Origin of the sequence: Dyadobacter sp. 22481 (assembly GCF_052044875.1) — a bacterium.
Classification (GTDB): Bacteria; Bacteroidota; Bacteroidia; order Cytophagales; family Spirosomataceae; genus Dyadobacter; species Dyadobacter endophyticus.
Genome location: NZ_JBQENV010000006.1, coordinates 1 through 13,252 on the forward strand (window position 1 = coordinate 1; position 13,252 = coordinate 13,252).

Here is a 13,252-nt window from a genome sequence, read left to right on the forward strand (position 1 = left end):
GGCTATTGGCCGGGTGTTCACCTCTTCCCATCCCGAACAGAGAAGTTAAGCCCCGAACCGCCGATGATACTTGGATCAAACCTGGTAAAGTAGGTAGCCGCCACAATTATTAATACACACAAAAGCCACTCAGTAATGGGTGGCTTTTTGCGTGTATAGCTATATAAACTTTCATTACCAAGTTAGTAAGATGCGTAAGGGTATTTCGCGGCTTACAGATCCTACCAAGACTCTCAATATTCTTCAGAGAAGCGGACCTGCACTATCCCGCAGCTTATTTTTACTTCAGAGCGACTTTCTACGAGATTCCGAAGGATAAAGGTCGTCAAAAAGTAAAAGAAGTACCTAAACGAAAGAAATGGCGGTTCAATCCATGCATAAAAAAGCCGATCTAATGACCGGCTTGAATTGGAGACTTATCTTTTTAATGGATTGCTAAGACTGTTTTAGACTGTCGCGTGACGAATTCAAGGGAAGCAGAAACAATACCTGCAGTATCGATCCCGCATTCCTTGTAAAGCTCAGAAGGTTCGCCGTGTTCAACGATCGAATCCGGAATTCCGAGGCGTTTAACCTGATTGGTATATCCGTTGTCGATCATAAATTCCAACACAGCACTCCCAAATCCGCCTTGTAAGCAGCCATCTTCCAATGTCATGACTCTCTCATAGGACAAGAAGATTTCGTGCAGCATGGCCTCATCCAAAGGCTTTGCAAAGCGCATATCGAAAAGGCCGGCATCAATACCATGTTTTTCCAGCTCTTCACAAGCCTGCAAGGCGAAATTACCCAGCGGGCCAAAAGACAGGATTGCAAGACCGGTACCGTCTTTAATTTTCCTTCCCTTACCAATCTGAATTTCTTCAAAAGGTGTCTTCCAATCCGGCATGACGCCATTACCCCTCGGATAACGGATCGTGAATGCATTTTTGCCTGACTGAAAAGATTCCAGCTGCGCGGTGAACATCATATTTCGGAGTTCCTGCTCGTTCATAGGCGATGCGACAACCATATTTGGAATACAACGCATGAAGGCGATGTCATATACGCCATGGTGCGTCGGCCCATCGGCTCCCACCAACCCTGCCCTGTCGAGACAGAAAATAACCGGTAATTCCTGGATACATACGTCATGCACAACCTGATCATAGGCGCGCTGCATGAATGTGGAATAGATATTACAGAAGACGATATCGCCACGCGTTGCCATTCCCGCCGAAAAGGTAACGGCATGCTGCTCGGCAATGCCGACGTCAAATGCCCTTTCAGGAATAGTCTCCATCATGATGTTCAAAGAGGAGCCGGATGGCATCGCAGGTGTGATACCGACTATTTTTGGGTTTTCTTTGGCCAGTTCCACTATGGTATGACCGAATACATCCTGATATTTTGGCGCCTGAGGCGTGTTGTAGACTTTTTTCTTGATCTCCCCCGTGATCTTGTCGAAAACACCGGGAGCGTGCCATTTCGTCTGGTCCTTTTCAGCCGGTCCGTAACCTTTTCCTTTCACGGTGAGGCAATGAAGCAACTTGGGGCCAGGAATGTTTTTGAGATCTTTCAGTACTTCTGTCAGATGGCTGATATCGTTTCCATCAATAGGACCGAAGTAGCGTAATCCAAGCGATTCGAACAGGTTGCTCTGACGAAGGATTGCAGTTTTCATCGCCGTTTCGACTTTGGAAACAATTTCCTGTGCACTCTTGCCGAAGTTGCTCATTTTACCGAGCAGATTCCAGACTTCGTCTTTAAACTTGTTGTAAGTCTGCGAAGTGGTAATGTCGGTCAGATATTCTTTCAGCGCACCGACGTTCGGGTCGATGGCCATGCAGTTGTCATTGAGGATAATCAGCAAATTGGAATCCGTAGCGCCCGCGTGGTTCATGCCTTCGAAGGCTAGTCCGGCTGTCATAGCCCCGTCGCCAATGATAGCGATATGCTGGCGTTCGAAGTTTTTTTCCAATGCAGATGCTACCGCCATACCTAGTGCCGACGAAATGGATGTAGACGAGTGTCCTACGCCAAATGCATCGTAAATGCTTTCTTTTCTTTTTGGAAAACCGGAAAGCCCGCCGTAAACGCGGTTGGAATGAAATTCATCGCGCCGACCAGTAAGTATCTTATGGCCGTAAGCCTGGTGCCCCACATCCCATACGAGCTGGTCGTCGGGCGTATTGAACACGTAGTGCAGTGCTACGCTTAATTCGACCACACCAAGGCTAGCGCCGAAGTGTCCGCCGTAAACCGACACGTTATCGATGATAAATTGCCTTAACTCGTTGCAAACCTGCGGAAGCTGAGAACTGTCCAGTTTTCGGAGATCTTCGGGAGAATTAATTGTTGCTAATAATTTTCCTGGCGTTATAAGCATACCGTAGGGCTATTGAAACAAATTTACTAGCTGTCCGCTTTATTAAATAGTCACAAAATTAAGCAAATACGCATTAAGTCTGACTATTATTTTTGCTGGCTCGCCTTGAACAACTTTTGCTTTTCTTCCCTCGTCAGGCTTTCATAGCCCGATTTCGAGATCTTATCCAGGATCGAATCGATTTCCATTTGATCCGGCATTTCGATGGTGCCGGATGATGATGACGAATATACACTGGTGCTGCGGTATACCTGCCGTTCCCGGTAAGTTACCTGCATCGATGGCCGTTTCCGGAAAATGCGCGACCATACAGCCAGCAGTCCGTAGATCGGTTTACCCAGATCTGTCCCGTTTTGCAGCAGTTTGATGAATATATAACCTGTGAAAGCACCGCCTAAATGTGCCAGGTTTCCCCCGGCATTAGGTCCCACAGTCTGTGCGAGCGACAGAATGATGTAGAACAACGCGATGAATTTGATACGTACAGGACCCAAAAAAATCAGGTTGAAAGTATAGTTGGGCAGCAATGTGGAAGCTCCTACTGCCACTGCAAATGCCGCGGCCGATGCGCCAAGCATCCTGGAACCTTCGATATGCGCCTGAAAATAAGGGAGCAGATTATATAAAACGATGTAAATCAGGCCACCGGCGATTCCGCCAAGCATATATAGCGCTATAACCCTTTTGGCACCAAGATACTCATCCACCAGCTTCCCAAACCAATAGAGAAAGAGCATATTGAAGAGAATGTGAAAGATATCGTCGTGTGTGAAGAAGTACGTGATGAGCGTCCAGGGCTTGTAGATGAATTCTCCCGTAGCGGCCGGAAGCTGTAACATATTGATCACCAATGCGTATACGTTCGAAGACTGAGAGAGGGTAAGCACAATCTTCATGAGCAGCAGGATCAGGAAAACTGCTGTATTTACCAGGATAATCTTTACCAGTGCATTCTCGGATTTCGCGAATTCCCGTTTAACGTCGTCAACAATATTGCTCATCTTCAATAGAAATTTGATTTTTGCGTACCCCAGTAGCGCAACAATATATATGCAAATAGCATTCCTCCAATGTGCGCGAAGTGGGCAACATTATCAGATTGAGCATTTTGTATTCCTGAATACAATTCAAAAAGCCCATAAAAAGCAACGAAATACTTTGCTTTTATAGGGAATGGTACAAACAGGAGAAAAAGCTCCGTATTTGGAAACAATAGACCAAACGCCATCAGGATCCCGAAAATTGCTCCCGAGGCCCCAACCATCGGTATGCTGATCGACCAGGCATAAAAACCTTGTACCAGCTTAATACTCTGTTGAATATACACGGAATTGGTTGGATTTCCTTCGAAAGAATTCAAAAAGTCGAGGTTCGGTTCATAGAGGGGTTCGGCGTGCTTGCTCAGGAAGTCGGCGAGGCCATCGGGCGTTGGGCTTTGCGTAAATAACTCAACGGCATTAGCGACTTGCCAGTTCTCGTAAAGGCCTATGCCTGAAAACAATAGCCCTGCACCTATACCGGTTACAAAATAAAAGATCAGAAACCGCTTCGGCCCCCAGATCCTTTCCAGTAACGGCCCGAACATGATCAAACCGAACATGTTGCTGAACAGGTGGCCAATGCCGCCATGCAGAAACATGTAGGTGACAAACTGGAAAATGTGGAACTCCGGCGACATTACCGGCATGAGTGCAAACTCGCCTTTCAGGCTAAAAACAGAAGAATCTATAAAGTAGAATAGGATATTCAGAATTAATAAATTCCTTACCGTAGGGGTTATGGCTAACATATTTAATTCAAATTCAAAGATTTATCTTCAATAAACTTCACAAATCCGGTTTTTGTTTCTCAACCCCGGAATATGTTGGCCAGCTTATCCATCGTCAGCAGAACGATAATCGGTTCACCGCCGGGCGTCCGGTTAGGGTCGGACGACGAGAACAGCTGGTTGAGCAATGTGTGTATTTCAACGTACGAAAGCTTGACCGCATAACGTACCGAAAATCGTTTTGCCAGCGATCTCGACAGACTCTCCGGCTTATTCAGTTTAAGGTCGGAATAACTCTGTTTAAGTTGCTCGATCAGCTCTTCGAACAAATCCTGCTCACTTTCTTCCGGTAAGTCGGCCGGAATGCCGCGGATGATCAGCTCATTTGCCCCAAATTCATCGAACTCAAAGCCCAGGCTGCGGATTTCCTTTTTTGTTTCATGCACAAGCTGCATATCCGAGTGTGTCAGTCGGATAGTTTTCGGAAAAAGCAGCTGCTGGCATGCGCCATTTCGGTTGATAAGCATTTTACGATACCGTTCGTAGAGAATGCGTTCGTAGGCCGATTTCTGGTCGATGAGCATAATCCCGTCTTTCACCTGCGACAATATGTAGCGGTTATGGAGCTGGAATAGCAACGCATCCGCCTCCGGCGCGGCAATTACCTCCGACGCCATCCGGTTTACCTTGCTGGCCACAGTCTTAGCCTGCTCCTGGTATACGGGTCGTGAAGCGGCAGTTGTACCCATCTCGAATGCAGCCAACTCCCTGTGCCGGTCATCGGTATTTTGCAGTCCTTCGAACAGCTTGCTCCAATTGGTCAGGTTGGATTTGGATGCACTGCTCTCGCTCTTGCGCGGCTGTGCGGCCCAATCGGGCATAACCGTACGCGGTATGAGATTGTTATTAGGTTCTGAAGGTGAGGGATTGAGGAAATTAATATTTTCCTCAAAATCGATGGATTGCGAGAGATTATAAACACCTACTGCCTTTTTCACCGCTGCCATGATGATCGCATACACCGACCGCTCATCGTCGAATTTGATCTCCGTTTTAGTGGGGTGAATATTGATATCGATATGTGAGGGGTCGATGTCAATAAACAAAACATAAAACGGGTGACTACCTTCGGGTATGGTGCCGTCGAAAGCGCTGATCACCGCATGGTGCATGTAATTATGCTTGATGAAGCGGTCGTTCACGAAAAAGAATTGCTCACCGCGCGTTTTACGGGCAAATTCGGGCTTGCCAATGTACCCGCGGACGTTGATATAGGAAGTGTCTTCCTGGCAATAGGCGAGCTGCTCGCGGTAGCTTTTGCCGTAAATATCGATAATCCTTTTTACCAGCTTTACCGATTGAAGGTTGAAAACCTCCGTATCGTTATGATGAAGCGTGAATGCAACCTCCGGGTTGGCTAATGCTACGCGCTGAAATTCGTCGAGTACGTGACGCATTTCAACCGAATTGGATTTTAGAAAATTCCGGCGGGCAGGTACGTTGAAAAACAGGTTCCGTATCGAAAAGTTGGTGCCTTTCGGACAAGCTATTGCCTCCTGCGCTTTGATTTCCGAGCCGTCGATGCGGATCAGTGTGCCCAGTTCGTCGGACTCCTGCCGCGTACGCATTTCCACCTGCGCTACCGCTGCGATCGATGCCAGCGCCTCGCCGCGAAAGCCCATTGTCCTGATCCTGAATAAATCCTCCGACTGCCTGATCTTCGAAGTAGCATGCCTTTCGAAACTCATGCGCGCATCGGTTTCCGACATTCCGGTGCCATTGTCGATCACCTGGATCAGCGTCCGTCCGGCCTCTCGGAGTATCACCTGCACCTGGGTTGCCTTCGCATCAATCGCATTTTCCATCAGCTCCTTTACCACCGAAGCGGGTCGCTGAACGACCTCTCCCGCGGCGATCTGGTTGGCTATGGAATCGGGTAATAGTTGAATGATGTCGGATGAAGGCATGTCGGAAGTGGCAGTTAACTTTACTATAACAAATAAACAAAAATTTTTTTTACTGCCCGGCGAATATCGGTGGGTAACAAATCGGATGTAATTGCTTTTTCAAGAATCCCAATTGAAATAATTACATTAATAATTCAAATTTTACAGAAAGCGTGAGCGTTAGTGCTGTAAAAAGTTGTTGACTATTAATTAATTGTATAACTTGGGATACTAACCTATGTTGTTTAAGCACCTGATCCTGTTATGAAAACGCCAATTATCAAGAGATTTAACTTTACCATGGCATTGCAATGGCTTATCTTTTTACCGGTCATTCTGCCTCTTTGTATCATTTTTGGCGCCATACAAGGCGTAATGAATATGGTTGAAAAAATGGCACACAGGATGTGGGTTGACATGGAATTGTAACACCAGAACCGCGCATTTAATCAGCATATCAGGTAGATATAAATAAAAAGAGCCCGGATTTTTCCGGGCTCTTTTTATTTATGGTTATTACTTAGAACTTCCAGCGTACGAAAGCTTCCATTGCTTCGTATTCGGCGAGGCCGAGTGAATCGTACAATTGCGCGGTTCCGCGGTTGCGCTCTTCGGCACGTTGCCAGAACTCGCGTGAATCTTCTCCCTGGAATACCACACCGTCTTTCTGCGACTGGTGCTTGAATATTCCCTGGCGTTTTTTCAGCACCTGGTCAGGGCTCATCGGAACGGCCATTTCAATTTCATAAATATCCCATTCAGCCCATGCGCCGCGGTAGAGCCACACCCAGCAGTCTTTCATAAAATTCTTATGTTTCGAACGCTGCAATGCGGCTTCGATAGCGTCCCAGCACACTTTGTGCGTTCCGTGCGGATCGGCGAAGTCGCCGGCTGCGTAGATCTGGTGTGGCTTAACTTCCTCTATCAGGTTTTCGATGATTTTGATATCCTCTTCACCGATCGGCTTTTTCTGAACAGTACCGGTTTCGTAAAAAGGCATATCGAGGAAATGCGCCTGGCTGGTTGGGATACCTACAAAACGGCAGGTTGCCTTTGCCTCACCACGACGAACCAGACCTTTCACTTTACGAACCTCGGGCGTATCGATCTCGCTATTTTTGGTATGTCTCAAAAAGTCTTTGGCGTCCTGGAACAATTTGCTCGCATTCGGGCTGTCGATTCCGAAGCCGTTGTTGAAATCCACTACAAAATCGATGAAGCGCAACGCTTCGTCATCGGCTACGGCGATGTTGCCGGAAGTCTGGTAAGCAACGTGTACTTCGTGTCCCTGGTCGACGAGGCGCTGGAACGTGCCGCCCATCGAGATAATGTCGTCATCCGGGTGCGGGCTGAAAATCAGTACGCGTTTTTTAGCAGGCTGAGCGCGCTCCGGACGGTGCGTATCGTCTGCATTGGGTTTGCCGCCCGGCCATCCGGTAATGGTATGTTGCAATTGGTTGAATACATTGATATTGATTTCATAACCAGCACCATATTGCGCCAGCAAATCGCTCATACCATTGTCGTTGTAATCCTTGTCGGTCAGTTTCAGGATCGGTTTTTTCAAGGTTTGCGACAAATGGGTCACCGCTTTCTTGATCATTTTATTGTCCCAGATCACCGAATCAACAGCCCAGGGCGTTTTGATGCGGGTCAGCTCGGAAGCCGCGCTTTCGTCCACCACAAAAGAAACGTCGGCGTGCGCTTGCAGGTAAGAAGCAGGGTTAAGCTCGGTCACAGGGCCTTCCACGGCACTTTTGATCACCGAAGCTTTTCTTTCACCCCAGGCCAGCAGAACGACGCGGCGTGCATTCAAAATTGGCGCAACACCGAGCGTGATCGCTTTGCGGGGTACATTATGCAAGCCACCGAATTCCATGCTTGCTGCGGCGCGCGTTGAGTGGTCGAGCGTGATGAGGCGTGTATGCGAGTTGATCAATGAACCCGGTTCGTTGAAACCGATGTGTCCATTCCCCCCGATACCGAGCAACTGGAAATCCAGTCCGCCTACCGCATTGATTTTATTCTCATAAGATGTGCAGTAATCACGCAGCATGGCAGCTGGTACTGTTCCATCCGGAAGGAAATAGTTTTCTTTCGGAATGTCGACGTGATTGAATAGCTGTTCCTTCATGAACCGGTGGTAGCTGTAAATGGAATCCGGTTCCATCTGATAGTACTCGTCCAGGTTAAAAGAAATCACATTCTTGAAGCTCAAACCTTCTTCACGGTGCATACGCACGAGGATCGCGTAAACCGTCTTTGGCGAAGAACCGGTAGCAAGTCCCAGAACGCAAGGCTTTCCTTCCTTTTGTTTCTGACGGATCAGGTCCGAAATCTCTTTCGCAACCGCATAGGACGCCTCTTTGGAATCGGCAAAAATCTGCGTCGGGATTTTTTCATAGGTAATGGGTTGCCCTATGGTGCCGGAAGTGCCTTTTCCATTGTTGGAAGCTTGCATCAGGATTGTTTGTGGACTTACCGTTTGTTGGCTCATAACTAAATGTTAAATTATGTAAGAGTTTCGTGAATAGACTGGAATATATACTGCAAGTTACTCATGTGTTCGATCACGCACGAACGATTTGACCACAAAAGTACAACGGAAAACAAATATTCTTAAAATAATTTAAGAAATAAGTTACACTTAAAATTACGCCTGTCGCCGTACTGCGGACTATTTCACCGGAATCAGCTTATCGGCCGGTTCGCACTTTAAATATAAAGTAAGTGTTAGTATTTTATTCCAAAATAATTGCTTGTATTTTTGCGGCTTATTCCAAGAGTATCACACCATTTTTTCTGACAAATCCCATGTCTACACTCACCAGCGTTGAACGCGACACCGCCATTTTTGATCTGATCAACAGAGAAAAACATCGCCAGGAGTCTGGTATCGAACTGATCGCATCTGAAAACTTCACGTCACGCCAGGTGATGGAGGCGTCAGGCAGTGTGTTGACCAACAAATACGCAGAAGGTCTGCCAGGCAAGCGTTACTACGGCGGCTGCGAGGTCGTTGACGAAATTGAGCAGATCGCGATCGACCGTTTGAAAGAACTTTTCGGTGCTACCTGGGCTAACGTACAGCCACATTCGGGAGCACAAGCCAATACAGCAGTTTTCCTTGCTTGTTTGAACCCCGGCGACAAGATCATGGGTTTCAACCTCGCACATGGCGGCCACCTTACACACGGTTCGCCCGTGAACATTTCGGGTAAATATTTCCAACCTGTATTTTATGGTGTTGAGGCAGAAACTGGTCTGATCGACTGGGATAAAGTTGAGGAAACTGCATTGAAAGAGCGTCCGAAGCTTTTGATCTGCGGCGCATCCGCATATAGCCGTGACTGGGATTACGAACGCCTGCGCGCAGTGGCCGACAAAATCGGTGCATTGCTGATGGCGGATATTTCCCACCCCGCCGGTCTGATCGCAAAAGGTCTTCTGAAAGATCCGTTCGATCACTGCCACATTGTTACTACTACAACGCACAAAACACTTCGCGGCCCACGCGGCGGTGTGATCATGATGCGCAACGATTTCGAAAACCCGTACGGTATTAAAACTCCGAAAGGGCAGCTGCGTACCATGTCTTCATTGCTCGACTCAGGCGTATTCCCGGGTACACAAGGCGGACCTTTGGAGCACATTATCGCAGCCAAAGCCGTTGCATTCGGTGAAGCATTGAGCGAAGGATATTACAACTACGCTACCCAGGTTGCGAAAAATGCCCAGGCAATGGCTAAGGCATTCGTGGACAAAGGTTACCGCATTATCTCGGGCGGTACCGACAACCACCTGATGCTGATCGACCTGCGCACCAAAAATGGTGTGGAATCGGGTCTGACGGGTAAACTGGCTGAGAATACATTGATCAAAGCCGACATTACCATCAACAAAAACATGGTGCCTTTCGATGACAAATCGCCGATGGTAACCTCGGGTATGCGTGTAGGTACTGCCGCGATGACAACCCGTGGATTGGTAGAGGCTGATATGGAGCGTATCGTTGACCTGGTGGATACCGTTCTGATCAACAACGACAACGACGCGAAAATCGCAGCTGTGAAAACAGAAGTAAACGAATGGATGGCACAATATCCATTGTACTAATATATTATAGTAATGCATAATGCTGCGCGGTGACTCTGGTTGCCGCGCAGTTTTTGTTTGCGGGGATTTCGTTAATGCACTGACGCACAAATCAAACAGTTTGAAATGCATTTGTCACCGTAAGCCTTTCGTTAACTAATGGTTGGCGGGAAATATATAACACAAAGAATTGTGACCTAACTTGTTTTGACTTAATAAGTTTTTCATAACTTTGCACTCCAAAATCGAATTAATTGATATGAGCAAGAAAAATCCGGGCGAACCCGGGATTGAAATCATCGAATCTCCGGAGGCATTAGCGGGTCAGATCAATAAAGCTGAGGTTTTTTTTCTTAAAAACCGTAAGGTTGTTCTTGGAATCGGTGTGGCGGTTGTGGTTGCTATTGCTGGTTTCGCGGGTTACCGTTTTTATATAGATGGTCAGGAAGGTACTGCCCAGAATGCACTTGCCAGTGTCGTTTACGATTTTGAAGCCGATTCATTGCAAAAAGCATTGAATGGTGCCGGTGGTAACGAAGGCCTTTTGTCTATCGCCGACAATTACAAAGGAACCGATGCAAGCAACCTCGCGAGCTTCTACGCAGGTGTTGCTTTGCTGAAACAAGGCAAATACGATGAAGCGATTAGCCGTCTGCAATCATTCAGCTCTTCCGATCTGTTGATCCACGCACGTGCCCAGTCATTGATCGGTGACGCTTATTTGGAAAAAAATCAGGCTGCCGAAGCCATCTCATATTATCAGAAAGCTGCCGATTATGAGAAAAACGAATATTTTACACCCGTTTATCTGATGAAATTGGCGCTCGCGCAGGAGAAGGCTAACCAGCCTGCTGACGCGGTAGCTACGTATAAACGTGTTGTTGACGAATTCCCACTTTCCTCGGAAGTGGTGAATGCCAAGAAATATATGGGATTATTAGAGGGACAGGTCGGCAAATAATGGTTAACCATTCTGTTTCTGAAAAAGGATAAAGCCGACGACGGTTTTATCCTTTTTTTATTCATTTAATCCGGAATTTAAATAATACCTGTTTTTAAATAAACCGATTGAAAATCAATGTCAAGCGCCGATAAAAACCTAAGCGTATTCACAACGGAAGGACTTCCGGATATCAGCAGTAAAAAATTCGCGATCGTCGTAGCCGAATGGAACAGCGAAGTGACCGAAAAGCTCTTCGAAGGAGCTTATCAAACGCTCATTACCTACGGGGCGCTTCCGGCGAATATCGTCAGAGGTAATGTACCGGGAAGCTTCGAGCTGACCGTGGGCTCGCAATGGTTCGCCCAGCGCGCCGATATTGACGCGGTAATCGCATTGGGCGTGGTAATCCAGGGCGAAACCAAGCATAACGATTACATCAACCACGCAGTAGCACAAGGCATCACGAGTGTTAGCCTGAAATACGACAAACCGGTAATTTTCGGCGTACTCACTCCCAACAACATGGAACAGGCACTGGAACGATCAGGTGGCGTACACGGCAACAAAGGCGACGAAGCCGCGATGACGGCGATCAAGATGATCGGGCTCAAAGAAATAATTTGAATGACTGAATGAGTGAATAGGGCGGGCTCCCGTTCGGCAGCGAAAGTCGCAGTTTGATTTTCATTATCAGTTATATTCACTCATTCACTCATTCACACACTAAACCATTCGGTCATTCAATCATTCAATCATTCATAATTAACTATGCAAGTCTGGAAATTTGGCGGTACTTCGGTAGGGAAGCCTGAGCGTATGCACTCAATCCGCGAACTCCTCAACAATGATCCTAATCGTAAAATTGTGGTATTGTCGGCTTTGTCGGGTTCTACCAATGCGCTGATCGCTATCGGAGAAGCAGCCAAATCGTATGACGATGCCAAGGCTGCGGCCCTGATTGAAGAGTTGAAAAACCATTATGATCTGTTTATCAAGGAATTGTACTCAACACCCGAGGGGCTTGCGGCTGGTCAGCAGATCGTAGATTCGGAATTTGGGTTTATCAAATCCGTGGTAAGCGTGAAGCCATTCACCATTAAGCAGGAGAAAGAGCTCGTTGCGGAAGGTGAAATATTAAGTACCAAAATGTTCCAGGCGTATTTGGAAGAAAAAGGCGAGAGCTCGGTATTGCTGCCCGCATTGGATTTCATGCGCATCGATGCCGATGGCGAGCCGGAACTGGCTGCTATCGAGGAAAAGCTGGTAACCATTCTGAACCAGTATACCGACAAGCAGACGATCGTAACCCAGGGCTTCATTTGCCGCAACCCGCGCGAGGAAGTGGATAACCTGAAAAGAGGTGGCTCCGATTATACGGCGTCATTGATCGGTGGCGCCATTCGTGCGGATGAAATCCAGATCTGGACCGATATCGACGGAATGCATAACAACGACCCGCGCATTGTGAAGCGTACCTTCCCGATCCGCGAGCTGACGTTCGAAGAGGCGGCTGAATTGGCATATTTCGGGGCGAAAATTTTGCACCCCAGCACCATCACCCCGGCCAAATTGCGCGGTGTACCGGTTCGTTTGAAAAACACCATGCAACCGGAAGCTCCCGGAACGCTCATCGCGACCCAGAGTTCCGACCGCGACATCAAGGCCATTGCCGCGAAAGACAATATCACGGCGATCTACATTCACTCGACCCGTATGCTGAATGCTTACGGCTTCCTTCGCAGGGTGTTTGAGATTTTCGAGAAATATAAAACGCCCGTGGACATGATCACGACGTCCGAAGTATCGGTGTCGGTAACGATCGATAACTCCGAAAACCTGGAACAGATCAGCGCAGAATTGCGTGAATTCGCTGATTTGGAGGAGCATGACCGCGATCAGAACATTATCTGTATCGTTGGTAATTTCAGCGCCGACAAAGAAGGGATCGCCTTGAAAGTACTGGATGCGATGAAAAACATTCCGATACGAATGATTTCGTACGGTGCTTCCGAGCACAACCTTTCGTTGCTGATCCATTCAAAATATAAATCGGAGGCATTGAACGTACTCAACGAGCGTCTTTTCTTTTATGAGGATGCGATGAAAGACATTTTCACTGCTCCCTGATAACA

General features: G+C 47.4%; 9 protein-coding genes and 1 rRNA gene. 5 read left to right on the plus strand and 5 right to left on the minus strand.

Features of this window, described 5'->3' with window-relative positions:
- Positions 1-106: ribosomal RNA gene (gene rrf, locus ACTJJJ_RS29870) — 5S ribosomal RNA — on the plus strand; the annotation flags it as partial.
- 318 nt (positions 107-424) lie between these two features.
- Here rrf and dxs read toward each other — a convergent pair.
- From dxs to nagB, 5 genes are all read right to left on the minus strand, one after another.
- Positions 425-2,368: a 1-deoxy-D-xylulose-5-phosphate synthase gene (gene dxs / locus ACTJJJ_RS29875; protein WP_426292432.1), complete on the minus strand. Its 1,944-nt coding sequence runs from the start codon at positions 2,366-2,368 to the stop codon at positions 425-427.
- An 86-nt stretch (positions 2,369-2,454) separates the two neighbouring features.
- Complete coding sequence (locus tag ACTJJJ_RS29880) at positions 2,455-3,369, minus strand: rhomboid family intramembrane serine protease (RefSeq protein WP_188939228.1); 915 nt, start codon at positions 3,367-3,369, stop codon at positions 2,455-2,457.
- Positions 3,370-3,371: 2 nt separating this feature from the next.
- A complete protein-coding gene (locus ACTJJJ_RS29885; RefSeq protein WP_440703738.1) occupies positions 3,372-4,157 on the minus strand; it encodes a rhomboid family intramembrane serine protease in 786 nt (261 codons plus the stop codon).
- Positions 4,158-4,216: 59 nt separating this feature from the next.
- Positions 4,217-6,103 (minus strand): DNA mismatch repair endonuclease MutL, encoded by a 1,887-nt coding sequence (mutL, locus tag ACTJJJ_RS29890; protein WP_188939226.1) that lies wholly within the window; start codon positions 6,101-6,103, stop codon positions 4,217-4,219.
- A 499-nt stretch (positions 6,104-6,602) separates the two neighbouring features.
- Positions 6,603-8,543 (minus strand): glucosamine-6-phosphate deaminase, encoded by a 1,941-nt coding sequence (gene nagB, locus ACTJJJ_RS29895; protein WP_188939235.1) that lies wholly within the window; start codon positions 8,541-8,543, stop codon positions 6,603-6,605.
- Positions 8,544-8,896: 353 nt separating this feature from the next.
- Between nagB and glyA the strand changes: the two genes are divergently transcribed.
- The 4 genes from glyA to ACTJJJ_RS29915 all read left to right on the plus strand — a co-directional run bounded on the left by glyA (position 8,897) and on the right by ACTJJJ_RS29915 (position 13,247).
- On the plus strand, positions 8,897-10,198 hold the full coding sequence (glyA, locus tag ACTJJJ_RS29900; RefSeq protein ID WP_188939225.1) for a serine hydroxymethyltransferase: 1,302 nt from the start codon (positions 8,897-8,899) through the stop codon (positions 10,196-10,198).
- Between the two features lie 238 nt (positions 10,199-10,436).
- Positions 10,437-11,138, plus strand: a complete 702-nt coding sequence (locus ACTJJJ_RS29905; protein ID WP_188939224.1) for a tetratricopeptide repeat protein — start codon at positions 10,437-10,439, stop codon at positions 11,136-11,138.
- Between the two features lie 117 nt (positions 11,139-11,255).
- The gene (ribH, locus tag ACTJJJ_RS29910) at positions 11,256-11,744 is read left to right on the plus strand and encodes a 6,7-dimethyl-8-ribityllumazine synthase (RefSeq protein WP_440703739.1); all 489 of its coding nucleotides are present in this window, start codon (positions 11,256-11,258) and stop codon (positions 11,742-11,744) included.
- A 144-nt stretch (positions 11,745-11,888) separates the two neighbouring features.
- A complete protein-coding gene (locus tag ACTJJJ_RS29915; RefSeq protein WP_188939222.1) occupies positions 11,889-13,247 on the plus strand; it encodes an aspartate kinase in 1,359 nt (452 codons plus the stop codon).
- Positions 13,248-13,252: the final 5 nt, after the last annotated feature.